The organism is Synechococcus sp. CS-1329 (assembly GCF_025128055.1).
Classification (GTDB): Bacteria; Cyanobacteriota; Cyanobacteriia; order PCC-6307; family Cyanobiaceae; genus Regnicoccus_A.
Genome location: NZ_JAHLYS010000046.1, coordinates 1 through 23,541, shown reverse-complemented (window position 1 = coordinate 23,541; position 23,541 = coordinate 1). Strand labels below are relative to the sequence as shown.

The 23,541-nt window shown below is 63.0% G+C and carries 23 protein-coding genes and 1 pseudogene; 3 read left to right on the top strand and 21 right to left on the bottom strand.

Features of this window, described 5'->3' with window-relative positions:
• Positions 1–604 precede the first annotated feature (604 nt).
• Positions 605–2,908 carry a polysaccharide biosynthesis tyrosine autokinase gene (locus KQ304_RS12700; RefSeq protein WP_259737433.1) on the top strand — a complete coding sequence of 768 codons (2,304 nt, stop codon included), beginning with the start codon at positions 605–607 and terminating at the stop codon, positions 2,906–2,908.
• A 486-nt stretch (positions 2,909–3,394) separates the two neighbouring features.
• On the opposite strand, the gene KQ304_RS12695 is transcribed toward KQ304_RS12700, so the two are convergent.
• The 14 genes from KQ304_RS12695 to KQ304_RS12630 form a co-directional block, all read right to left on the bottom strand.
• Positions 3,395–4,312 carry a glycosyl transferase gene (locus tag KQ304_RS12695; RefSeq protein ID WP_259737432.1) on the bottom strand — a complete coding sequence of 306 codons (918 nt, stop codon included), beginning with the start codon at positions 4,310–4,312 and terminating at the stop codon, positions 3,395–3,397.
• A gap of 22 nt (positions 4,313–4,334) precedes the next feature.
• Positions 4,335–5,258 (bottom strand): hypothetical protein, encoded by a 924-nt coding sequence (locus KQ304_RS12690; protein ID WP_259737431.1) that lies wholly within the window; start codon positions 5,256–5,258, stop codon positions 4,335–4,337.
• Positions 5,255–5,641 (bottom strand): type II toxin-antitoxin system VapC family toxin, encoded by a 387-nt coding sequence (locus tag KQ304_RS12685; RefSeq protein ID WP_259737430.1) that lies wholly within the window; start codon positions 5,639–5,641, stop codon positions 5,255–5,257. The genes KQ304_RS12690 and KQ304_RS12685 overlap by 4 nt, the downstream gene beginning before the upstream one ends.
• Positions 5,641–5,892, bottom strand: a complete 252-nt coding sequence (locus KQ304_RS12680; protein WP_259737429.1) for a type II toxin-antitoxin system Phd/YefM family antitoxin — start codon at positions 5,890–5,892, stop codon at positions 5,641–5,643. Before KQ304_RS12680 ends, KQ304_RS12685 begins: the two co-directional genes overlap by 1 nt.
• A gap of 64 nt (positions 5,893–5,956) precedes the next feature.
• A complete protein-coding gene (locus KQ304_RS12675) occupies positions 5,957–6,748 on the bottom strand; it encodes a glycosyltransferase (protein ID WP_259737428.1) in 792 nt (263 codons plus the stop codon).
• Complete coding sequence (locus KQ304_RS12670) at positions 6,745–7,341, bottom strand: hypothetical protein (protein ID WP_259737427.1); 597 nt, start codon at positions 7,339–7,341, stop codon at positions 6,745–6,747. The genes KQ304_RS12675 and KQ304_RS12670 overlap by 4 nt, the downstream gene beginning before the upstream one ends.
• The gene (locus KQ304_RS12665; protein WP_259737426.1) at positions 7,338–7,886 is read right to left on the bottom strand and encodes a putative colanic acid biosynthesis acetyltransferase; all 549 of its coding nucleotides are present in this window, start codon (positions 7,884–7,886) and stop codon (positions 7,338–7,340) included. The genes KQ304_RS12670 and KQ304_RS12665 overlap by 4 nt, the downstream gene beginning before the upstream one ends.
• Positions 7,886–8,851 carry a glycosyltransferase gene (locus KQ304_RS12660; RefSeq protein WP_259737425.1) on the bottom strand — a complete coding sequence of 322 codons (966 nt, stop codon included), beginning with the start codon at positions 8,849–8,851 and terminating at the stop codon, positions 7,886–7,888. Before KQ304_RS12660 ends, KQ304_RS12665 begins: the two co-directional genes overlap by 1 nt.
• 153 nt (positions 8,852–9,004) lie before the next feature.
• Positions 9,005–10,390 carry a hypothetical protein gene (locus KQ304_RS12655; RefSeq protein WP_259737424.1) on the bottom strand — a complete coding sequence of 462 codons (1,386 nt, stop codon included), beginning with the start codon at positions 10,388–10,390 and terminating at the stop codon, positions 9,005–9,007.
• Positions 10,387–11,568: a glycosyltransferase family 4 protein gene (locus KQ304_RS12650; protein WP_259737423.1), complete on the bottom strand. Its 1,182-nt coding sequence runs from the start codon at positions 11,566–11,568 to the stop codon at positions 10,387–10,389. Before KQ304_RS12650 ends, KQ304_RS12655 begins: the two co-directional genes overlap by 4 nt.
• Entirely contained in the window at positions 11,565–12,755 is a 1,191-nt protein-coding gene (locus KQ304_RS12645) for a glycosyltransferase family 4 protein (RefSeq protein ID WP_259737422.1), read from the bottom strand. The genes KQ304_RS12650 and KQ304_RS12645 overlap by 4 nt, the downstream gene beginning before the upstream one ends.
• Entirely contained in the window at positions 12,752–13,810 is a 1,059-nt protein-coding gene (locus KQ304_RS12640; RefSeq protein WP_259737421.1) for a glycosyltransferase, read from the bottom strand. The genes KQ304_RS12645 and KQ304_RS12640 overlap by 4 nt, the downstream gene beginning before the upstream one ends.
• The gene (locus KQ304_RS12635; RefSeq protein WP_259737420.1) at positions 13,807–13,974 is read right to left on the bottom strand and encodes a hypothetical protein; all 168 of its coding nucleotides are present in this window, start codon (positions 13,972–13,974) and stop codon (positions 13,807–13,809) included. The genes KQ304_RS12640 and KQ304_RS12635 overlap by 4 nt, the downstream gene beginning before the upstream one ends.
• A gap of 9 nt (positions 13,975–13,983) precedes the next feature.
• Positions 13,984–14,151 (bottom strand): hypothetical protein, encoded by a 168-nt coding sequence (locus tag KQ304_RS12630; protein WP_259737419.1) that lies wholly within the window; start codon positions 14,149–14,151, stop codon positions 13,984–13,986.
• Here KQ304_RS12630 and KQ304_RS12625 point away from each other — a divergent pair.
• A pseudogene (locus KQ304_RS12625) lies at positions 14,072–14,239 on the top strand (transposase); the annotation flags it as partial. The gene KQ304_RS12630 and the pseudogene KQ304_RS12625 overlap by 80 nt on opposite strands.
• 12 nt (positions 14,240–14,251) lie before the next feature.
• On the opposite strand, the gene KQ304_RS12620 reads toward KQ304_RS12625, so the two are convergent.
• From KQ304_RS12620 to KQ304_RS12590, 7 genes are all read right to left on the bottom strand, one after another.
• Positions 14,252–14,887, bottom strand: coding sequence for a Uma2 family endonuclease (locus tag KQ304_RS12620; RefSeq protein ID WP_259737418.1), 636 nt, complete (start codon positions 14,885–14,887; stop codon positions 14,252–14,254).
• A 231-nt stretch (positions 14,888–15,118) separates the two neighbouring features.
• Positions 15,119–16,261 (bottom strand): glycosyltransferase family 4 protein, encoded by a 1,143-nt coding sequence (locus KQ304_RS12615; RefSeq protein WP_259737417.1) that lies wholly within the window; start codon positions 16,259–16,261, stop codon positions 15,119–15,121.
• Positions 16,261–17,355 carry a glycosyltransferase gene (locus tag KQ304_RS12610; RefSeq protein WP_259737416.1) on the bottom strand — a complete coding sequence of 365 codons (1,095 nt, stop codon included), beginning with the start codon at positions 17,353–17,355 and terminating at the stop codon, positions 16,261–16,263. The genes KQ304_RS12615 and KQ304_RS12610 overlap by 1 nt, the downstream gene beginning before the upstream one ends.
• Positions 17,356–17,792: 437 nt before the next feature.
• Positions 17,793–18,914 carry a glycosyltransferase gene (locus tag KQ304_RS12605; protein WP_259737415.1) on the bottom strand — a complete coding sequence of 374 codons (1,122 nt, stop codon included), beginning with the start codon at positions 18,912–18,914 and terminating at the stop codon, positions 17,793–17,795.
• A gap of 5 nt (positions 18,915–18,919) precedes the next feature.
• Entirely contained in the window at positions 18,920–19,708 is a 789-nt protein-coding gene (locus KQ304_RS12600; protein ID WP_259737434.1) for an FkbM family methyltransferase, read from the bottom strand.
• 38 nt (positions 19,709–19,746) lie between these two features.
• Positions 19,747–20,796 (bottom strand): glycosyltransferase family 4 protein, encoded by a 1,050-nt coding sequence (locus KQ304_RS12595; RefSeq protein ID WP_259737414.1) that lies wholly within the window; start codon positions 20,794–20,796, stop codon positions 19,747–19,749.
• A complete protein-coding gene (locus KQ304_RS12590; RefSeq protein WP_259737413.1) occupies positions 20,796–21,890 on the bottom strand; it encodes a glycosyltransferase family 10 domain-containing protein in 1,095 nt (364 codons plus the stop codon). Before KQ304_RS12590 ends, KQ304_RS12595 begins: the two co-directional genes overlap by 1 nt.
• A gap of 545 nt (positions 21,891–22,435) precedes the next feature.
• On the opposite strand from KQ304_RS12590, the gene KQ304_RS12585 reads away from it, so the two are divergent.
• Positions 22,436–23,299: an N-acetylmuramoyl-L-alanine amidase gene (locus KQ304_RS12585; RefSeq protein ID WP_259737412.1), complete on the top strand. Its 864-nt coding sequence runs from the start codon at positions 22,436–22,438 to the stop codon at positions 23,297–23,299.
• Positions 23,300–23,541 lie beyond the last annotated feature (242 nt).

The window sequence follows — 23,541 nt, the reverse complement described above, 5'->3', positions numbered from 1 at the left end:
GGATGGCTGGCCGGGATCCGCTCCTCGATCGAGACGTAGGAGAACAAGGAGCCGCTGCGCTCCTGCTGACCTCGCATCAAACCTGGGGCAGTTGACTCATTCTCGCAGAGGAAGCGGGGTTTTTCAGCAAACTCCTAAGCGCACGGCGAAGGCGAGCCAAAAACTGAAGGCGATCAGCAGCCCATCCACAGCCATCAGAACGAAGCGGCGGACCAGGGCGAACGAGCGGACTGGGATCATGGCAAACCACCTAAAGTGTTTTGCAAAGAAGATGTGGAGAGTCTATAGTCGGCAAAGTTCGAAGCGTGGATTGCCACATATTAATATAGTTGGGCGAGACTAAAACTGCACGACCTTACCTAGCCAGGAAGATCTTGCGGTGCTTTCCCTGATACAGGCCTCCGGGGCAAGTAAGTCCGCGAAAGAATGCTAACTAAACCTACTAAGACCTCATTGTGGCCTAACGGCTAGGCCACTGACTCCCGCCCACTGGCGAGGCGGGGCGATTCCCATACACTCAGAACAAAGTTCGGCAATCATGAACTCCAACACACAGGACATGCCAGCTCCCACGGCCTACGCCCTCTCACCAGCGGCACTGCCCGTGGAAGAGAGCGAAAGGGGGCTAAAGATTCTAGTGCGGATCTTGCAGCGTAGACGGCGCATTTTCTTGGCTACCACGATGGCCGTGACCCTGGCGGCTGGGCTGTGGACGGTGTACCGGCGCATCACCAGCCCTGTGTTCCAGGGAGGCTTCAGCCTGCTGATCTCGGATCCGATCAACGAAAGCGGTGGGGCCAGTGCTGAAGCTGGTGCCAGCGCAATCTCCTCGGTAGCTCGCAATGTGATCAGCAACGACGTGCCCACATTGATCCGTGTGCTGGAGAGCCGCTCGGTACTTGCTCCGGTATTCACCGCCCTGCAGCGGCGCTATCCCGAGCTAAGGAGTCCGGACGTCACTGTGAGTTTAGTGACTGCTGATCCCACCCAGACAACCCTAGCCTCTGGAGTGATCGCTGTTCAGGCTACAGGCAGCAGCCCGGAATTAGTGAGCGAAACCCTGAAGCTCACTGAAGAAGCCTACCTAAAGTGGGCCCTGCAGCAGCGCCGCGTCAAGCTCACCGAAGGCGTGAAATTCCTCGATGAGCAAGCCCCTGAACTGCAAGCCCGCAGCACTGAGCTCCAGGGTCAACTCGAGCGGTTCCGCACCCGCAACAATGTGTTGTCTCCTCAAACGGAGGCCGCAGCAGTGCGCAGCCAGGCAGAAGTGCTGAGCAGCTCTCTGGAGAACCAGCTGGCCGAGCGCAGCCGGTTGCAGCAGGTGCGTGCCGATGTGGCGGCTGGCCGGCTCACAGCCCGCACATTCACCAGCACTGCTGGCGATAGGGGCAAAGGCGAATCTGCAGGCTCCGGCACGAGCGTGACCCTCGATGTGCCCAACCAGCCGCTGCTCACCGAGCTCAACCGGCTGGAGGGGGAGATCGCGGAGGCCCGCTCGATCTACACCACTGATTCGCCCTACCTGCGCAACCTGCTCAGCGCCCGTGACCAGCTCAAGCCGGCGCTGCAGCGCAAGGAACTGGAAGCGGTGGATGCCACGCTGCAGCAGCTCGACGGCTCGATCGCGGCCCTGCGCTCCCAGATCAGCAGCACCGAAGAGCGTTTCCGAAGCCAGCCAGGCCTATTGCGCCAGTTCGAAGACCTGCAGGGGAAACTGGAGGTCGCACAGGGCAACCTGGCCAGCTTCCAGAGCACCCGCGACCAGTTCCAACTGGAGATCGCCCAGAACAACGTGCCTTGGAAGGTGATCAGCCCGGCAGAAGTTAATCCAAGTCCTATAGAGCCCCGCTTGGGCCGAGGACTGCTGCAGGGCTTGCTACTGGGTGTGGTGGCCGGAGGTGGCGTGGCATTAGTGAGGGACCGCCTTGATCATGTGTTCCATACTCCCGGTGAAGTGCGTGAGGAGCTGAAGCTGCCCCTGCTGGGCAGCATTCCCTACTTGTCTCTTTTTGATGAGTTGCCGATCGACAAGGCCTTCCCTCTGAAGGATCTTGATAACCAACAGACTGGCATGGGCGGCTACCAGCGCTTCACCTACCAAGAGGCGTTCCGCAATCTTTACACCAGCCTGCGCTTCCTGAACAGCGACCGTCCGTTGAAATCGGTGGCCGTGACCAGCTCAGTACCCTCAGAGGGCAAGAGTTTCCTCATCGTCCTGCTGGCCAAAACCCTGAGTGAACTGGGCAAGCGTGTGCTGCTGGTGGATGCCGACCTGCGCAAGCCACAGGTGCACTACCGCCTCGGCATGAACAACCTGAGAGGGCTCTCGAACCTGCTCACCGAGGAGGAGCCCGACTGGCGTTCATTGTTGCAAACTGTGCCCAACCACCCCAGTTGGCAGGTGCTCACCTCTGGCAATCGTGTGCCCGACCCGCCGCGCCTGCTCGGCTGCGCACGTATGAAGCAGCTGGTGGAGGACATCGCCGCTTCAGGCGCCTACGACCTGATCCTTTACGACACCCCGCCTGCTCTGGGCCTGGCCGATGCCTCCCTGGTGGCAGAAAACCTTGACGGTATTCTGCTGATTGTGTCCCTGAACAAGGTGGACAGGCAACTGCCCCAACAGACCGTTGCTCGGATCCGCTCCAGTGGTGCTCCTTTGCTAGGGATTGTGACCAATGCCCGCAGAGATACCGGCGACAAGAACAGTATCTACGGCTATGGCAGGTATGGCTACGGCAGCTCGACCGATGGAGACTCGGCCCTCGATCCAGGTACGGCTTACGATTACTATAACTTAAATAGCGATGCCGAGGCATTAGAGACAACGGGAGTAGCAACTATCCTGCCCAACAAGGGGAACCGAAAGCGCTGGAAGAAAGCGCTTAAGAACTGGTTTCAGGGCTAACCCTCAGCTTGCCGTAGGCACAGGTTTGACTGAAGGTCCTCAGCTCAGACCAGCTCAGACTGGATGAGTTCCAGCACCAGTTTTCGTGCCCCAAGCAGGCGATCTCAGTGCGGGGGTGGTCCGGAATCTGCGACAGTCTCAAGCGAATGCATCGGAACCAGTTCATGAACTTGAATGCAACGCGTTGCATAAGTACGCCTTAGGGCGACTCATGTGGTTAGGAAAGCACAGGCCTTTAGGCCTCAATTCAGTTTTCACGTAGTAAATGTCACTGAATCCGATGGGCCAGCAGCGGACCCATCACATGGTCGGTTGCCATCTCCTCAGCAGCATGACAGAGATTGCTGACGATTGACACCATCATCAAGAGCGCCCCTGCTGGATGCCAAACAGCTTATCGATTTGCTTCGCCTCACATCTGGCGTCTTAAAATAGGAAGTGATTTTTGAGATTCTTCAAGGCCACCTTGAGCTGCTCTCTGTCAATTCAGCTTTCCAGAAAGTGAACAGCCTTGGCCTGATCAAGATAAATGCCGAGTGACGCAATCAAAACCGCCAGAATCATTACGGTCATGGTCCCACCCACAAGAAAAACCACCCCAAGAAGAGCCGTAGCGCTCGCGTATCCAACTGCAATCCGTCGCGGACTCATTCCAGCCCTATGAAGGCGTTGATAGAGATGCAGGCGATGGGCTTGAAACAGCGAATGGCCGGCCCTCCACCGCCGCATGACGCAGATCACGGCATCGCCCAGCAGCGGCGTGGCCACCAGCAGCAGACCCAGGGCTTTGCTCCAGTTCGTCTCCTGCAGCACCACGCTCGCCATCACAGCGCCGAGGAAGGTGCTGCCCACATCCCCCATGAACACCCGGGCCGGATTCCAGTTCCAGGCCAGAAAACCGAGCAAGGCTCCCACCAGCGGCCAGAGCCAGGCGGCCCCCAGGCTCAGGGCTGCCACCGTGAAAAACACGGCCAGACAGCTGGCTACCAAGCCATCAAGGCCATCCATGAAATTCACGAAGTTGATGGTGGCCGTGATCGACACCACGATCACCAGGCCGGCAAGCACACCCAGCCAGTCTCCTGAGATGACGGGCAGGGCAGCAGCCGCCAGCAACGCCGTGGCCGTGAGCAACTGGGCCAGATAACGCAGGCCCGATGGCAGGTCGTAGCGATCGTCGAGCAAGCCCACCAGGGCCAGCGGCGTGCAGAGAAGAGGGGTGATTGGCAAGCCCCAGAGCACCCCGACCAGCACGAAGGCCACCCCCCCCCCGCGTGGCGTGGTCTGGCCATGGGCACTGCGGGCGTTGGGGTGATCGGGCAGACGTCGCTGGAGTAACGGCAGCAACAACCCAAGAAGCCCCGCGCTGAGCAGGGCCGACAGGGCCACTGTGACCAGAGCCATCAGAACAGGCGCCATCATCGACTTATCGACGTCGCTCGGTAGGGATCGCGGGAGCGAACGGTCGACGCGGGCGATCCAGCAGCTCCGCCACCGATGGGAAGCCGGCCAGATCGGCGCTGACCCGCTGCAGGGCCTCAAAGGTCTTCGGGGAGAGGAGCAGCAGGGGAGAGGCCATGACCTGGAAGAGGCGGGTGGGCAGGTTCAGCAGGAGGCAGCGGGCGGCGCGGGGATCACCGCGCTGCAGACGCTGCAAAAGCTGGCGATAGCTCAACTCCTCGTCGCCACCAAGGGGCAACAGGGCGGACACTGCGTCTGGAGCGGTGAGTCGTTGCGCTTGATCCAGGGCGACGGCGGCCAGATCAGCGGCGGCGATCGGCTGGCGGAGGCCGGTGTGGGCGGGAAGGGGTAGCAGGGGCAGGCGGCGTAGCCAGAGGCGCAGCGTTTCCACGTTGTGGTCGTGGTGGTGGGCCGTACGCCCATGGATCAGGGTGGGCGCCAGGATGCGGGCCGGCACCCCCAGCTGCCGGCAGTCGGCCAGCAGCTGCTCCTGGCTAGTGGCCAAGAGCAGCACCAGGTCGCGATCGAAGCCGTTGGCCGCGTAGCGCTTGGTGATCACGCTCGACGAGGAACAAGCCACCACGCCGCGCAAGCCCTCCAGGGCTTTGGGCTGCACCGCCATCAGCGCCTCCAGGAACGGCGCCAGCAACCAGAGGTGAGCAAAGCAGATCCAAATCTGGGGGCCAGGGGGAAGGACGGCGGCCACAGCCTGCAGTGCCACATCCGACAGGTCGCTAAGATCGCAGTGCCTCCAACGCTCTGCGGCTACACCCGGCGGCAGCCGCCGCCCCAGGCACTGCCAGGCGGTGCTCTCGGGGAGCTGTCCGATGAGGTCGTCGCCGCAGAGGCTGTTGGCGCCGAAGAGCACCAGGGTGGGCGGCAGGCTCACCACAGCCTGCGGCAGGGAAAAGCCGCCAGGGCGGGATCGAGGGTGACCAGGGTGAGGCCGTCGAGTTCCGCCTGAGCGGCGAGCAGGCGATCGAAGGGATCACGGTGGGCTTGGGCGTACCTGCCGGCCCGCAAGCCATGGCGCCAGCTCACTGGAAGAGAGATGAATCCCTGAGCCTGCAGCAGGTTCCATCCCTCCTGCATCAGGGGTTCGGCGGATGGCAACCGACCCAGGCGATGCTTGGTGGCGATCTCCCAGGCCGACGCCGAGCTCACAAACACCTGCTGAGCTGGATCACCAAGAGCCTCCAGCACCCCTGCAGACAGGCGCTCCGGTTCCGCCAGCCACCAAAGCAGGGCGTGGGTGTCGAGCAGCAACTCCATCAGAGAAGCGAGGAGGCCTCGATCGCCTGCAACTCGTCCTCAGGGAGCGGCGCCATCAACACCTCCGGCGGTGGCAGTTGCAGGCGTCCGCGCAGCACGCCGGGTTGCCGCCTTGTCTGGGGCTCCTCCAGTGGAACGAGCCTGGCCCAGGGCCGCCCGCCTTTGGCCACCAAGATCGTCTCGCCCGCATGCGCCGCATCGATCAGGCGGGAGAAGTGGGTTTTGGCCTCATGCACATTCACGGTTCGCATCACCCAAGGCAGCCCTTTGCCGGTTGGTTGGTCAACATGTTAGTCCATCCATAAGCGAGGCCGTTCACCCCCCAACCGGAGAGCGAGGCTCCAGCAGACTCCATCCCCGCTGCAGGTAGCGCAGCAGAAAGGGCAGCGGCCAGCGCCAGCCGAACGCCCGGCGATAGGCGCGCCGCACCTCCTGCAGGCGGCGGCGATGGCGCAGGCCGCTCACCCCGCCGGCAGCCATCTGTACGAGCTCCAGGTCGAGGCGGGTGATCCGCAGGTCCTTGATGAGTGAGAGCTGCAGGAAATAGTCGAGGTCGGCCGAGAGCTGGAAGCCGGGGGCGTAGCGGGCAAGGCGGACGCGGGCGCCCGGGCCGATCAGGGTGGCCTGGTGTGGCGGCGTGGAACCCAGGACAAGGGAACGGCGGTAGCTGCCGAACCAGAGGAAGGCGGTGGCGCGGGCCAGGCGGGGCTGGCATGCAGGGTCGGCAACCAACGAGACGTACCGACCTCGGCAAACGATCAGATGGGGCTGATCCGCGCCAACGGCCTGACCAATCCGCTCGAAGACATCGGGAGCGGCCGCCCAGTCGTCACTGCCCCAGAACAGCAGCCAGTCTTCGGAGCCAGCCGCCGCGAAACCCTGGTTCATGGCCCCGAAAATGCCAGGCTCGTTGGGGTCCTGAGGGATCCAGGTGAAGCGGGAATCAGCGGCGCAGAGCCGATCAAGCCAGGCGCGGTGCTCAGCCCCACTGGGGCCGTCGATGAACAGTACGCGCCAGTCGCTGCTGGTCTGCCCCTGCAGCGACTTCACCAGGCGGGGGAGCAGCTGGAACGACTCGAGAGTGGGAACGATCAGCAGGATCCTCAAGGCGCTCGCCCCAGAAAAGGAGGATGGCCGTCCCAGCCGGTGGCGCGCCAGAGCTGGGCGCGCAGACGGTCGCGTTGGGTTCGCAGGGGATCCTCGGGGGCAGCCTTGGTCCTGGCTGGCCAGCCTGTCACAGGCAACCCCTCGGCCCCCAGCACGAGACGGGCGATGGCCATGGCCCGAGGCAGGTGTTCCTCACCCGTCACCAGGAGCACCGAACCGATGGCAGGGCCATTGGCTGAGCGGCGCCAGCGGCGCAGGGCCTCAGCCAGGCAGGTGAGCTGGCCGAGGGTGTCGAGGCCGCAGGTGAGCGGCTTCACCCGCTCGCGCAACGACGGAGGGAGCGGGCGGGCCTGCAGCTGGGCCTGTACGGCCCGCTGCAGGCTGGGGCCAGCGTGGGGCACCAGCCAGGCCGCGGGGATCCGTGGCCAGATTTCCAGCGCCGCCTCCGTGCGGCGGGGATCCTCGGCGAGCACCACCACGGCGAGGGAACCCGATCGCGGCCGCAGCCGTGGCGCCAGGGTGGGCCAGCACCACCAGAGCAGCAACGCTCCAGCGGCGATTCCCAGCAACGACCAGAACGGCCCCTGCTTCACCTGTGGCCCACCAGCCGAGCAGGGTTGCCCGCCACGACCGCCCCCGGGGCCACGGTTCCCTTGACAGCCGCCGCCAACGCGACCACCGCGCCGGCGCCCACGTGGGTACCAGGGGCCAGCACCGCCCGTGCGGCGATCCAGGCATCGGCGTCGATCTGGATCGGCTGCACCCGCAGGCTGAACTGTGGGGAGCGGAAGTCGTGGTTGCCAGTGCAGAGGTACACCCCCTGAGACAGGCAGACCCGATCCCCCAGCCGCACCGGGGCGAGGTTGTCGATCCAGACCTCCTCCCCAAGCCAGCAGTGGTCGCCCATCTGCAGCCGCCAGGGGAACTTCACCCGCAGGTGCGGCTTGAACCGCCCGCCACTGCCTAGCCGGGCACCAAACAGCCGCAACAGGGCTTTGCGCCAAGGCGTGCCGGGCAGAAACGAGCCCAGCAGCGGCTGGCCCGCCAGAAGCCAGAGCACCTGCTGCCCGCGGGGTGCGCCGGGGCTCCAGTGAGCCGGAAGGCGGTAGTGCGCCAGGTCCTGAAGCGGTGCCGTCATCAGGAGCGGGCCTTGCCCAGATCCACGAAGGCCGGTGGGGTGCCACCGCCCAGGATCCAGCCATAGAGCTCAGCGCACTGGTGGGCGATCGTGCTCCAACTGAACTTCTCTGCCACCAGGGCACGGCCCTTGCGTCCCATAGCCGCAGCTTCGGTGTCGGGAAGGGCCATCAAATCCTGGATGCGGGCGGCGAGATCGGCCGGCTGGGGTTGCACAGACCAGGCCGCACCAGCCGAGATGGAGTCAGGCAGATTGCAGGCTGGGCTCAGCAGGCAGGGCAGGGCCCAGCTCATCGCTTCAAGGGCTGCCATCGGCAAACCCTCACTGAAGCTGGGCAGCACGAAGGCCGAAGCCGAAGCAAGACAGGCCTCCTTCTCGGCACCAAAGCAAGGCCCCAGCACCAGGCAGCGCTCAATCGGCTCGCGTGCCAGGCAGGCCGCCAACTGCCCCTGATCGCCGAAGCCCACCACCACAAGCCACCAGCCCTGCCGCCTGGCCTCCGCCGCGAGGGAGTGCCAGGCCTCAAGCAACGGAACGAGACCCTTCTTGGCATGGAAGCGTCCGAGGAACAACAGGACCCGCTCGCCTTCCGGCACCATTTGCATCCAGGGGGGTGGGAGCTGTGGCCGCTCGAGATCGGGAAGCCCCACCCCATTGGATATCAAGGCCACGGGACCGGCGAGGCCCAGCGATCGAATCGCCACCAACTCCGCCTGACCAAGGGCCTGCAGGCAGGACGCCACCACCAGCGCCTGGTGCTCCCATAAGCGCCAAACCAGACGCTTCTTCCAGCGGGAATAGCGCAATGCCCCAGGATCCAGCATGCCGTGGGGAGCGATCACCACGGGCAGGCCCCTGGAACCGCGGCAGCCACGCACGAGGGAGGTGGTGATCCTGGTGGGGGAGCGCCAGAGGCCGTGGATGTGGGCGAGGGAAGGGGTAACTGCTCGGGTGGCTTTGATCAAATCATGGTCACGGCGCCAGGCTGAATGATGATCCGCCAAAAGCCATTGCACCGGAAGTGGCACCAATCGCTGGGCAGCAACCAACGGGCCAACTGCTGAAGCAATGCCGCCATCGGCTTCGGATGCTGAATGCGACAGGTGAACAACTTCCACCTACGGACGGCCTGGCCCAGACGCTGAAGCTGGCTGAGGGGAAGATCCGGCTGGTGGTACAGAAGCGATTGGCCGCGCCAAACGGCCATAGAGCCAAAACAAGGGAGCTACAGAGAAGACAAAGAGCATCAACACCTGGGGCAGATATCCGCGGCTGACAACCACGTAGAGATAGCTGGCAGTGAGCACGTAGACCACCTGAGCAAAGGGCTCTTGATAACGCACAAGAAACCAATTCCAGAGGCAGCGCAGCAACCAACCAAACAGCAGACTCATGGCCACCAATGAAGGCCAGCCTGCTATCAAGAAATATTCTCCATAATTGAGGATGGCAGACCCTGACGCACGAACCTTCCCACCGTAAACAACTGCGGTTGCATTAACAAGATAATCAGCCGAAGCCTTCTCGGGGTAAAGGATTCTTGGGATTGGGAAAAGCAGGGCCGCGATAAATGGTTTTGCCCCCACATGGGGATAGCGACCAGGAGTGACTTGCATTACTCCACTTGTGGTCAAGAAAACACTGCTCTCATGAAGACCGGCCTCAATAACCTCATCGGCGGTGATGTCGTCTAGACTAGATAAATCGAGGCCACGGCTATACTGCCGGGTCAAGCCAATCACCCCGGACACAACGATTAACAAAGCCGCCGCCACAGAGATGGTGACCAGGCGCGGCCGCCGCTGCCTAACGATGTACCAGAGCAGGAGAAACGGTACCGCTATCAGCACAAGGCGATAGCGAAAGCCCAGGGACGTGTAGATCCCAACTGCGGCAAGGGTCCAAAGCAACAGGCCTGTGCTGTGACGACGGCTGATGAGCCAGCTGACCCAGATCAGGGTTGTTCCTGGAATCAGAAAGTTTACAGCATAGACAAAGTAGTTGGCCAGGGCGCCCACATCAACACCACGATCATCCAAGCCGCCCTCAATCAGCTGCCGTGCGGCCAGGGGGTTGAGGAGAGCCAGCACCTTAATACCGCTGACGAGCGTGAACATAACCAACCCCAACCAGCACAGACCTTGACCAAGCCGGTAGAGACGTTCCGGGTCGATCACTGGAATTATCCGGCTGCGGAACGCGGGGGCAGGAAGCTCATAGAAGCCAATCAGAACCGAGAGATAGAACACGAAAGCACCACCCCAGCCCCAGACCATGGCCTCCCGCAGATTGATGCCCCGATCGCCCCATACGCCTTGGGAGAGTCCCCAGAGTGGGCCCAAGAGGCAGTAATAAATCAGGATCGCTGCCACGATTAGCGTGGGACGGAACAAGGCGACCCAATGGCGGCTGCTCCAGGCCCTGAAAGCCTCCCAACCCATCAGACTGATCAATCCACCCACCAGGAAGCCCTCCAGCACAGTGAGTTGGGAGGGATCGTTCATGGCAGGGGCTCGCGGCGGGAGAGGAGATCGGCCATCAGGGCAGCTCGGCGGCTGAAACGTGGATGAGCGCTGGCCCATTCCAACGCCTGATGCAAGCCAACGGCAAAACGGCCCGGACTGAATGCGGAAAGCCGGTCACGGGCGGCGGAGGTCATCGTCTCGCGCCGGGCGGGCGTCTGACGCTCGGCCGTGTTCATCAGAGCAGCGAGCGCCGCGGGATCGGCCGGATCGAACGTCCAGCCGCTCACCCCGTGCTCGATCAGGTCGGCAGCACAGCCGCAGGCACGGCTCACCAGCACAGGCAGGCCTGCCGCCATGGCCTCGTTCACCACCAGGCCCCACTGATCGCTGTAGCTGGCCAGTACGAAGGCTCCAGCCTCGCCGTAGGCCCTGGCCAGGGGCTCCAGCTGAAGGAACGGATCGCAACGCACCTGGGTGGGATCAGGAAGGCTTTGTGTGGCTGAGCGGATCTGAGCCTCCAGCGGTCCCGCACCGATCAGGCGCAGGCCCCAGCGACCCCCTGCAGCCTGGTAGCGGCCATAGGCGGCCAGCAGGCCGGTGTGGTTCTTCTTGTGCACAAAGCGGCTGACGCAGAGAAAGTGGGGTGGAACCCCTGAAGGCGAGCGGGCGGAGCCGGCCACGGCCTGGAAGACGGCATTGTCGACCACATCCCAGGGACGAAAAATCGCCTCGGCAGGGAAGCCAAGGCCCTCGAGGTAGGCCTGGCTTTCACTCCCGGCCACCAGGGCCGCGGAGTATCCCCTCACCAGCTGACGCTTGATCCACTCTTTGGGCGCTGAGCGGGGCTCATCATTGACGCGGCTGTCGCTCACAATCACCAGCGGAATCCGGCGCAGGTGGCAGGAAACCAGCAGCCGTTGATAGGCGCGGTCGGCCCAGCCTATGCTCACCACCGCCCGGGGCTGCAAAGCGTCCAGAAGCTGCCTGAACTGCTGGTCGAGAACCGCCAGCGGGGGGTCCTCCTCGGGATGGCCGTGACCCTGGAGCCGGTGGATCGGGTAGGCGTTGCCGGGATCGAACGCCCAGGGATATTCAAGCGACCGGGACCGGGTTTCCAGCACCTGCAGCGGCACGATCCGCGCGGCAGCCACCAGGCGAGCGTGGTGGTATGGGCCGATGCGGTGCAGCACCACCAGCAGCGGATCTGCTGATGTCACGGCACATCCAGAGCTGCCAGCAGCCGCTCGCTATAACTCCCCCAGCTGAACTCCCGGGCACGCTCCCGTGCTGCCGCTCCCATCTGCCTGCGCAGGGCTCGATCCTCCAGGAGCTGCTGCAAGCGATCAGCCAGAGATCCTGCATCCCGGATTGGCACAATGAAACCATCCACGCCATCTCGCACCACCGAGCCGCAGTGGGGTGTGGTGATCACCGGCACACCACAGGCCATCGCTTCGAGGTGGACCAGGCCAAAGCTGTCGGCCAGGGTGGGAAGCACGAACATATCGGCGCGGCGAAATTCCTCCTGCACCTGGCTTCGGGGCACCTGACCCAGGTAGGTGGGGCCGACGAAGAGGGGATGGGTCACATCCACCTGGGCTGGGCCGGCGACACGGCATTCGAAGGGCAGCCCACGCTGTTCGAACAAGCGGCAGGCTTCCGCCAGATAGTGATTGCCCTTGCGCAGCCCCACCTGACCCACAAACAGGATGCGGCCAGGTTCAGGTTCCGGTTGCAGATCAAACCAATGTTCAGGAATGCCGTAGGGCACAACGCTGATTTTGGAGGGATCACAGCCCAGAGTGATGGAGCTCTCGCGGCAATACGCCGACGGCACCAGCACCTGATCACTGAGCGCCCACTTCCTGCGGTCGCGCTCAATGCCGGCTTCCACCACCTGCTCGGGCTCTCCTGCCGGCTCGATGCCGGGATAGTTCCGCCGCTCCTCCAGCAGGATGCGGCCCACATCGGCACCGATGATCAGCTCGTGAACCAGATACAGGCCTTGATCCTTGGCCTGGCGAACGGCCTCGATGTCGTTGTTGATGAAGTTGGTGTAGAGGGCATTGGCGCCGCCGAAGCGCTCGTTGCAGGCGCGCTCCAGCACTAGGGTCTCGCCACGATCTCCGCGTGCCCAGCTGAGGCTGGCCAGGGGCTGATCGCGCACCAGCCGCCGGGGCAGCTCAGCTGGCAGCCGACGTCCGATCAGGCGCTTCAAGGCCTTGGGCTGGAGAGCCCTTGGCCAGAAAGCATCAAGCGCCTGAATGGGCCTATGGCTGCTGTGCAGGTCTGTGTAGAAGGCCGCCAAGGCACCGGCGCGAGCTAGCAGTGCCGGCACGGCGTAGTGCATGCGAGCGCCAGCCTGGAGCACGGCATAGCGGCGACGGCGGCTGGGGGTTGTCATCGGCTGGCGGATTCCTGCTGAGCCAGCCTGAACACCCGGCGATAGTGCGACATGTAAGCCGCTGTGACCGCGGGTGCGGCGTAGCGCTCCTGGAAGCTGCGCCACACCGCGCGGCGATCGATCTCGCCGAGGCGCGCCACCGCCTCGGTCATGGCGGCCTGGTCGGCCACCACGAAACCATTGCGGCCGCTCTGCACGATCTCAGGCACGGCGCCACGGGCGTAGGCGAGCACGGGGGTGCCACAGGCCATCGCTTCGATCATCACCAGGCCGAAGGGCTCCTCCCAGCCGATCGGGAACAGCAGGGCGGCGGCGCGGGCCAGCAGATCCTGCTTGCCTTGATCGTCGAGCGGTCCGAGAAAGCGCACGAGCGGATGCCCCTGCCAGCGGCGTTGGAGCTCGGCGGCGTAGGCGTGGGAGGGGGCATCGAAGGCGGCACCGCCGATGTCGATCGGCCGGCCGGCCGCCACCGCCACGGCAATCGCCTCATGCAACCCCTTGGAGGGGTCAAAGCGGCCGAGGAAGGCGAGAGGCGCGTCGGCGGCCAGGCTGAAGCGGGGCTGGTAGAGCTCCTGGGGCAGGCTGTTGGGCACCATCGCCAGGGGCGAATAGGTGGGGGGAAAGGCCCTCTCCATCCAGTGGGAGGGCACGGTGTAGCTGATCCGTCCGGGCAGGAGGCGATCGAGGCCGCGGATGGTGGCGGCGCTGAGCGGGCAGGCGTAGGTCTGCACCAGGCGAGCGCTGCTGAACGGCAGCCAGGGCAACAGGGTGATGCTGCGGGCGAAGGAGTGCACGATCTGGAACCCTGCGTGGCGCAGGCGGGCAAGGCCGAGCCGCAACAGCTGGCTGGGGCCCGGCCAGATGCCCACGGGGCCGAAGGCCACGCTGCGCACCCCAGGCTGGGCTGAGCCGGCGGCGGCAAATACCACCACACGATGGCCGAGGCGGGCAAGCTCTGCGGCATGGATCGCCACCACACGCTCCACGCCGCCGTAGGTGGCGGGCGGCGTTGTCTGGTTGAGCGGGGAGATCAGGGCGATTGACAGAGCGGTCATGGCGTTGCGGGAGCTCCCAGTGCGAGGCAGTTGCGAAATCGATCAAGGCGGCAGAGGCGCTCGGCCACAAAAAGCAAATCAGCCTTGGGGATGAAAGCGCCGTCGGAATAACCGAAGCGGCTGTTGCGCATGGCCGTACACATGATCGGTTCGATGGCTGCCACCAAAAAGCCTCAATCACGCAGCTGGTCGATCACCTCGCCGATCAAGGGGGCGCCGCTGTTGAAGGGCAGCAGGGAGCACTCGAGCTGGATCAGAGTGATGGCAGGAGGCCGGTTTACGGCGCAGCAGAAGGCCGCGGCCCTGGAGCTCTGCCTGCAGGAGAGCCTTTCCTGCAACACCGTCGCTCAGCGCATTGGCCTTCCCTCCAGCAGCCTGGCCCGCTGGGTGCGCCACTTCCACCCCACCGGCGTGGCAGTACTGAATCCCTTCAGCAGCAGATCAGCCCTGCCACACCTCGGACAGCTCAACGCGAAGGCCAGGAAACAACTCGCTCGCGTCGAGCTGATCGGCGGGTTGCAGGCGCTCGGGAGGTGTGCCGCAATCCCCGTGCCAGATCTCCACGGCCTGCACAGCAGGAAAGAGCAGCCAGCCCAGCCGGGCGCCGTTGCGGCGGAAGAGCTCCATCTTCTGGCGCAGGGCGCACACGCCGCGCGGCCCCTCGTCACTGGGGCTGGCCAGTTCCACCACCAGATCCGGGCAGAGGGGCGGAAATCCGCGGCGTTGATCGAGGGTGAGCGCCTGCCAGCTCTCCAGCCGTACCAGGGCAGCATCGGGGCTGAGGACGGAGCCATCGGGCAGGCGGAATCCGGTGGAGCTGTCGAACAGCTTCAGGGGTAGGCCGCTCTGGCGCACAGCCAGCCAGAGCAGAGCACCGAGCGTCTGATTGCGCTGGCCCGTCTCTCCCCCGGTTGGCGTCATGGCAATCAGGTGGCCATCGGCGGCCAGTTCGAGCACAGCATCGGGATTGGCCTGACACACCTGCTCAAACTGCTCAGGCGTCAGCTGCAGATCCCAGGGCAACTGCAGGGGAGCCAGGGAACCGCTGGCTGCCGGGGCGGGTGGCGCAACAGACATCACACACCGTGGCCAAGGCCTTCAGGCTAAGCGGGAACAAGAGGCCAAACAACAGCCCGCAGGCAGATCCGCAATGGGAATCCTGGGGCTCTGAGCACTTGTGCTGGCACGTCTTCGCCTACTGCCCGATTCCACGGGACGTTGCCTTTCTGGCCGCGCGCCCCCAGGCTGTGTCGGCAGGCATTCGCAGGGCTGCAGCTGATCACGCCTGAAGAATGGATGGCGGCTTGATCAGCCCAGGATTGCGGCCAACCGCTCCACAGCTGCGTCCCAGGTGAACTCCCGCCAGCGGGGTGGCAGGGCCGAGCGCCAGGCCAGGTAGCTCTCGTAGGGGGTGAGTCGTTCCGCAATCCAGTTCGCCACGTCAACGGGGCTGGGATGGGCGGCGAACAGGAGGCCGCAGCCGGCATCGGGCAGGGTGGAGGCGATGCCACCCACGGCATGGGCCAGCACCGGCACTCCCAAGCGCAAGCATTCCCGGTTGGAAATGCCGAAGGCCTCAGCTGTGGAAAAGAGTGCGCCGAAATGCCAGCTGCGCAGCTCGTGAACGAAGCGGGCCGTGTCGCTCTGCTTGTTGATGAAGCCCAGGGGCTGCAGGGCTGGATGGGCTGGCAGGGAAGCCGGAACGGGTCCTATGACGCGGATCACGGCTGGGATGCCTCTTCGCTGGAGCTCCACCGCCAGCTGCAGCAGAAAGGGACCGCCCTTGCGTACCCAGTCTTTGCCGAGAAAGCCCAGGCGCAGGGGCTGATCCACCGTGGGGGGCGGCGGTGGCGGTAACACGGGGAGGGCCGCCAGCTCGGTCTCATCAAGGTTGGCCCCACCAGGAACCACATGCACCTTGGCCGGATGGATGCCGTAGTCGCCGATCACTGAATCGGCGGCCCACTGGGCCATGCAGATCACGGCCCCGGCAGCGGCATACGCACGTCGTTCACGTTCCAGCACCTCCTGGCGGTAAGCGGGCGCGAGGCGGCAGCCAAAGCCGTAGTCGTTGAACACCTGATGGGTGGTGGCGTCGATGTAGAAGTCGACGCGCCAGAGCCGGGGCCAGGGATGGGGTGGCAGCAGCGGGAAGTGGCTGAGCAGCCCCAGGGGATGATCCACAGGCAGCTGCGCCTGGGCGAGCAATGCTCGCGTGAATTCATGGCTGTACTGAAAGCCACCCGGCCGGCCATGGCGCAGCAGCTGGGCCAGGTTCCAGAGCCGCCGCTGGCCGCGGAGATGCTCCGGCTGCAGGGCCAGGCCACCGGTCAGCAGTCCGCTGCGCTGACCAGCCTGCAGCAGGAAAAAAGGGGTGCTGCTCCAGGTGGCCAGCTCGGTGGGATCGCCGCAGCAGAGGAGTTGACGGCTAGGCGCGCCTGGCCTAGGCATCAGGTCGCCAACAATTGGTACCAGCGATCTGCGCAGTGGCGGATGTCGTACTGCGGTGCCAGCAGCAGGGCCCGCTGCGCAAGATCTTGGCGCTCAGGCGATGAGGCCAGCAGCTGCTGCAGGCACTGGCTCCACGTCGCCACATCAGCCGCCGGCAGCAATTCGCCGCCAGCTCCATGCTGCAACACCTCCCGGCAGGCGGGCACATCGCTGGCAATCACCGGCAGGCCCGCAGCCATCGCTTCGATCAGCACAATGCCAAAGCCCTCAGCGCGGGTGGTGGAAAAGGCGAACAGATCCGCCTGGCCGAGCAGCTCGGGGATGTCACTGCGGCGCCCGAGAAAGACATCGGCCGGATCCAGCCCCAGCTCGCGGGTCAGGGCCTCCAGCCGTGGGCGATCCGGTCCCTCGCCTGCCAATTGCAGCTGCCAACCAGGCGGGCGGGCGGCGGCAAAGGCCCTCAGGAGGGTGGCCTGATCTTTGATCGCATCCAGACGCGCCACCATCAGCACCCGGCGGGGATCTCCAGGTGGCCGCTGCGCACGGGCGGCCGCAGACCTGGAAGCGATGGTTGCTGTGTCACAGCCGTTGGCGATCACAGGGCCCAGGCTCAGGCCCCGCGGCAGGGGCTGCAGTGAGGCCGCCACAGCCTCGCTGCAGGGCACCGCCAGCACCCCCAGGCGCTGGAACCAGAGGAGGAGTCTCCGCCACAGATGCCGACCGGGGGCATCGGCAGGGGCAGCGTTCTGCACCGCCACTGCCATCCGCCGCACCCCCGCCAGGAGTGCCCCCAGCGCCAGCCAGAGCATTGGCCGGTTGCAGGGGTAGAGGAGCAACGCATCGGGCCGGCGGCGGCGGCAGAGGCGGAAGCTGCGCCAGGCCAGCTGCAGTCCATCGCAGCGACTCCACTGATGCAGGGCCCGGAGCTGACCGCTGGCCCGCAGGGCCTCGAAGGCCGGCGACAATTGCTGCTGGCTGCTGTCGGCATTGAGCAGCTCGCTGTGAACCCCCTTCGGACCATGGGCGATCAGCTTCAAGGCCAGGGACTCGATGCCGGCGGCGTGCAGACCGCTGAGCACATGCAACACACGCATCAGAGGAACTCAAGGAGCATGGCGGCCATCAGCGACGGAGAAACGAACCGCACCACACCGTGAAGTCCAAGGGTGGCGCATCTCGACGCACGAAACGGCGCACGCTGCTCGCCCAGCGCCTCAGGCGGCAGGTCACCCTCAGCCGAGGCGGAATCGTTCAAATCAGTTCCGGTGACTCTGCAGCCCAGAGTCCCCAGCAGATAGGCCGTGGCAGTCACATCGCCAGCGCCATCCAGCAGCCAGCGATATTCACTGCCCCGTGTCCAGTGCTGCAGACCTCCCTCGAGATAACTGCGGAAATAGGCACTCGATCAGTGATCAATCAGATAGCGACGGAATTCCTCCAGAGATGTCTGGTCACGCAGGGCGAGGCTGGCAAGGGAGAACTCATCAGAAGTGACTGTCATTCAGGAACAAAACAATGAGATAGCAAGGACTCAGCCAGTGGCCATCATGCCCAGCTCACGTCCATAGGCCATGGCCATGGATTCCACAGTGAAATCCCGGAGCGCTCGCTGACGCGCCAGTATGGCTCGCTCAGCCGCAGCCTCGGGCTCCGCGAGCACCTCCAGAATGCCGGCGGCCAGTGCCAGCGGATCGCCAGGTGCCCCCAGACGACCGAGACGGCCGCCCTGGAGCACCTCACGGCAGGCGCCCACATCGGTGGCCACGATCGGCACACCGGCGGCCATGGCCTCGGCCAGGGCGATGCCGAAGCCCTCATCGGGCCGTGCGGCGAAGACGAACAGATCGATCTGGCCCAGCAGCTCGGGAACATCGCGGCGCATGCCCAGCAGATGCACCCGATCGGCCAAATCCAGCTCGGCGATCAGCTCCTCGAGCTGCTCACGTTGGCTGCCGTCTCCCACCAGCTTCACCTCCACCGCCACCCCCCGATCGCGCAGGACAGCGGAGGCGCGGATCAGGGTGGGCTGGTCCTTGTGCAGTTCAAGACGCGCCACCATGGCAAGGCGTGGTGGGTCATGGAATGTCTCAGGGCGGCTGATGCCGCTGAAGGCCTTCAGATCGCAGGCGTTGAAGATTGCGCGCGTTTCCCGCCGACTCAGCGAGAAATCACGCACGGTGGCCGTGCGCACATACTCAGAGCAGCACAGAAGCCGGTGCGTGAACGGGCGGCCCAGCTGCACCAGCAACTTGAACTTGGCAAAAGCCGATCCAGTCCACACCGGCGGCAGATTACCGACATGGGCGCAGACGCGCCGCACGCCTGCAGCTCGGGCGCCGATGGCGATCAAGGAATGCCAGCCAAGTGGGAAGCTGAGCACGGCTCGTGGCCTCTGCAGTCGACAGAGCCGAAAGGTGAGCCAGGCCAACCGCGGGTAGCGGCCCAGGCCATGGCTGAGATCGAACCAATGGATGGGCACCCCCAGCGCTTCAAACTCCGCCAGCAGGTCGAGCGGCTCACGACTGAGCACCACCAGGTGCACCACAACTCCCTGCCGATTCCAGTGCCGCGTGAGCTGCAGGACCAGCTGCGGGCAGCCCTCGGCAGCCAGGGAGGTGAGGACGATCAGCAGATCACAGCGCTGGCAGGTCAAAATCCTCAGTGCTGAGGGACGTAACACTGATCAAAGTGGCACCTACCACCAGGATCAACACTGGGGAAGTAGCCAAAAGATTCCATGTAGGCATCGATATCGCACGCCATCCCAAGGCCTGCTGCACGCTGGTCATTGATTTCCACGATCACCTTGCGACATCGGCGCTCCCTGAGCAGCACGCACATGCCTCTCAAAACAGCCGCTTCGAAGCCTTCCACGTCAATCTTCACCACTAACCGATGGTGATTCCAAGCCAGATGCATGGCCGGCCACTCGGACAGTGCGCCGGCATTGAGAAGATCATCGAGCCGTATGGCCTGAACCATCAGCTGCTCTTCTGCACATGAATACCCAGGCCCGAGCGAGTTGCCGCCGGAATGGGAGATGTGGCCGATACGAAACGGCAGAAACCCGGAGGTGTCCGCGGCCGCCGCCAGCAGAACTGACGGGGGGGGGGGAGCAGTGAGCAAAGCACAGTTACGCTGCAAATCGGCAAACTCGCGGCTGCTGGCCTCCAGACTGAGCACAGCTAAACACCGGGGTTGGGCAAAACAGGATGTGAGGCCAATGTTGGCGCCCACATCGATGAACCCATCGGCGCTGGAGAGGTCGGCAAGAAGGGCCATCACTTCATCGTTGCCGTAGCGGGCGGCAAGCCAGAAGGTGCTGTCCGCGAAGCGAGTGTGAAGGAGAGGACCATAGCGAGAGCGAATGGGAACCCCATCCAGAAACAACGCACCCAGTTGGGCGAGGCGATACTTGCCTCGCTGAATGGGTACATTGGCCAGCACATCCAAGAGGCGTTCCGCCAGACAACGACGAAGACGGATCATGGGCCAGTCCCTCCCTGGGACAGCTCGTGCAACACGTGCAGAACGCGCGGGGCAATCACGCGTACATCAAATCGCTGCATCACAGCCTCACGGCAATGTTCGCGGTTCAATTGCGGTACCTGGGCCACGGCATCGACAAATTCATCGATGGTGCGCTCAGAACTGTCGCAAAGAAAACCTGTCCGGCCGTGCTCGATCACCTCAGGAGTGGAGGCTCGGCGGGTGGCAATCACGGGTGCGCCGCATGCAAGGGCTTCCACCATCACGTTGCCGAAGGGTTCCTCCCAGCGGATCGGAAAGAGAAGGGCAGCGGCGCCGGATAGGAGTTCCTGCTTCTGCTGGTCGTTCACCGGACCGATCCAGCGAATGCGATCGCCATCGAGATGGGGTTGCACCTGCTCGCGGAAGAACTCAGGCCCTCCCTGCTCGTTGGACACGTTCCCCGCGATCACTAGGCGCCGCCCCGATCGCCGAGCAACTTCGATCGCTGTATCCACTCCCTTGTTGCGAGTGAGCCGACCGAGAAAAGCCAGGTAACCCTCAGCGCCATCTCCCGGCAGAAAGGCCTCGGCATCCACAGGATTGGGGATCACATGCACCGGACGATGGATTACTGCGTGTCGTCTCTGATTCTCACTGATCAGATGAAAAGCGAAAGGTCCGCCTACGCGGGCCTCGGCAAAGTCAATTTGGCCCTGATCAATCGGGTTCGGGAAATTATGCAGGAGTGGCTTATGAACTCGAAGGAGTGCTTCCAGATAGTCGAAGCGGCCGAGGTTGAACACCACATCCACATTCCGTGCAGCCCAGAGGCTCTGAAGCTGGAACTGGATCTTGCGCCGAGATCTACTCACATACCGGAGACTTGGTGCACGATGGATGTGCAGCCGACCGCCATAAGCCTGCGACCCCTGGGCGGCCATCAGGTGCACCTGATGGCCTAGCCGGGCAAATTCCTGACAGTACAGATGGACGATCCGCTCCGCACCTCCGTAGTGGGTGGGTGGTACGGGAATTTGAGGATCGGCAATCAAGAGAATCCGCATCAGACAGTTTTCTGTCTTAAGACGAGAGATATACGCTTACTCAAAACCTCAGCATAGTGGCGCGAAGAGTGCTCCTTGGCAAATTCAGATTTCAGGAATAGGTGCCCAGACGCAACCATTTCCTGATATTCTCCTATTTTCACGCTCTTTAAATAGGCGACTAGCGCTTTTGCACTGTTAAACTCGCGAAGGTCAACAAAGAAGCGGCCTACCCTGGCCGACAAAGAGGCAAGGCGTTTATCATCATTTGCAGGCTTATAGATAGGCACCCTTCTGGCGCGTATTACATTAAAGATCTTTTCAGTAACGTAGCCTGAGTCGCCAATCAGATTTTCTGTGGCAAAGAAGTATTGGAAGCCCTGGATTATCGAAATTGGATTGCAGGGGCTAAATCCTACAGCACACGGATTGGGCCTAGGTCTGATTAGCCTGTGCGCAGGTGAATATGAGCTGCCATCCCATTGCCCTCCAAATATACGAAAGTCTTTGGGAATCAAATGTGCAAGCCCTGTCGCCCATTGCCGACGCAGGTTCAAGCCATCTTCTAGGCCCCACCACTTTATACTATCAGATAGTGAAATGCGATATGAACGAGTATTGATTACTTGCGGCCATGCTCGAATATTTGAAAGGCGAGATGGCTTATTTGTCCCCATCATACCAATTAACCGCAGAGATGCATGGCCATAGAATGGGCCATGGCGATAGAGGTATGGCAGATTTGAAGGAAGGGCATATTTTGACACTTTGCTACCATTTCGCACAATCGTTGAGTAATGAAATACATGATGCCATCTACTTATTTCATCAGATGAAAGAAGCTCGGGACGGTCGTGAAAAGACTCCATCGCGATCAAGATTTTAGGAGCATCTGGTTTGACTTTTTGAGCGATGAGATGCTCAAGCTCATACCTCCTATGGGGTAGATCTACCGATATAAGAGCATCTGCCCTGTAGGACGCTGAGAATGCCTCAAAAGGTCGAAGACGAATTCCTAAATGCAACAACAAGTTTTTCAGGCTACAGTGGGGAATGGAATAATAACTGCATCGCAGCGTGGTATTTAGTGAGAAAAGGGTATCGGCTGGAGACAACCCGCTCCCCCATTGCACGAACAAGACATTCAAGGATTTTCTCTTGCGCTAGGCACAATAATGGCGATTAAAAAAAACGATGAGGGACGGCTGTCTCAATCTCAACCAGAGATAGCAATGGAGCGCAAACTCTCACGCAGCTATAATACCTGCCAGCCGCAACCCCAAGCCGGAAGGCTAGCTGCCGCTGGCCAGTCTTTCACTCTACTCGATTTGCTTCTGTTCATTTACAACATGCTAGAATAGAAATCGATGGTGCGCTCTTTAGGCAGAAGCAGCCAGCCGAAGATATTCCTAGTCTTGCTTAGCATCTTCTCTGGAGAGCATTCATGCTCGTATACACCATGTGGCCTTGGGTGGCCAGTTCATCCACGAGATCAGTTAAAAGGGAGGGGCCGCTCGGAATTAAACAGCAACCTGATCACAGGTCGCAGAAATTAGCTACCTAATTTTCTGGAAGTAGGTGTCATTTTATCAGATGGCAGCGATTCAGAAAAGCAAGACCCGCTACCTTCCCCCCAAGGCATTCCCTCCACCGCCAACCGATGGCCCCAACAATCTATCTGCACTGGAGCGCAACCCCCTACGACTGGCTTCGGCCCGGGGCCTATCACACGATCGTGGCGGGCGATGGACGGGTTCAGCGGCTGCATGCTTACACGATTGACCTTTACAGCCACACCTACAGGCGCAACAGCAATTCGGTGGCGATCTGCTGCGCCTGCATGGGCGGCCGGCCGGATCCCTGGTCGATGCCCCCCACCGAGGCGCAGATCAGCGCGATGTGCCGCGAGGTGGCCAGCGTCAGCCACGACTGGGGCTGGCAGGCGAACGACATCACGATTCAACGGGTGATGACCCATGCCGAAGCGGCCTCGAATCGCGATGGCCGCGTGATGCACGACAACTACGATCCGGTGATCTGGGGCGGCACGGGGGAACGCTGGGATTTTCTCCAGTTGCGCCGCAGCATCCGTGAGCAGCTGATGGCACGAGCCAAGGGTGCCGGCCCAGAAACCAGCAGCCCCGCTTTCGTCTTCAGCCGTCCCGCCACGATGCAGGCCCGTGGCGAGGAGCTGGCGGTGGAGATCGATCGCAACGGCACCTCCTGGGCCCTGGCCGCCGACCTGCTCGGCCTCTATGAGATTCCCTACGAATGGGATCCACGCCAACGGCGCCTTCTGATCGGCAGCAGCGATGTGGCCCCCACCTACCGCGACGACGGTCTGCAGGACACCAGCGGTCAGCCGATGTTCGAGATGGCCCTGCTGGGCGGCCAGTCGCCGGTGATCCTGCGGGGTCTGGTGATCGAGAACCGGGCCTGGTGCCGGGTGCTGGAATTCGCCGAGGAATTCGGCATCACCGCCTTCTTCTCTCCCTTTACCCTGGGGGACCGCCGCGGCGGCTGACGGGGTTCAACCCGCCCAGATCTCAGCCAGCTTCAAGCGCAACCCCGGAAACTCGGATCCAGCCTCCAGCCACTCCAGCTCCACCAGGCGCTGGGGCTCGCCACTAGGAGGCTGTTGCACGAATAATCAGCGCGCCACTGCCGTGACAGCCCTGCCGTGGCTCAGATCTGCTGCGATTCCAGCGTCGGCGCTCTGAGTCCAGCGCCTTGACCTGTTGGCAGCCCCCGGTGGCTCCCGCCGGG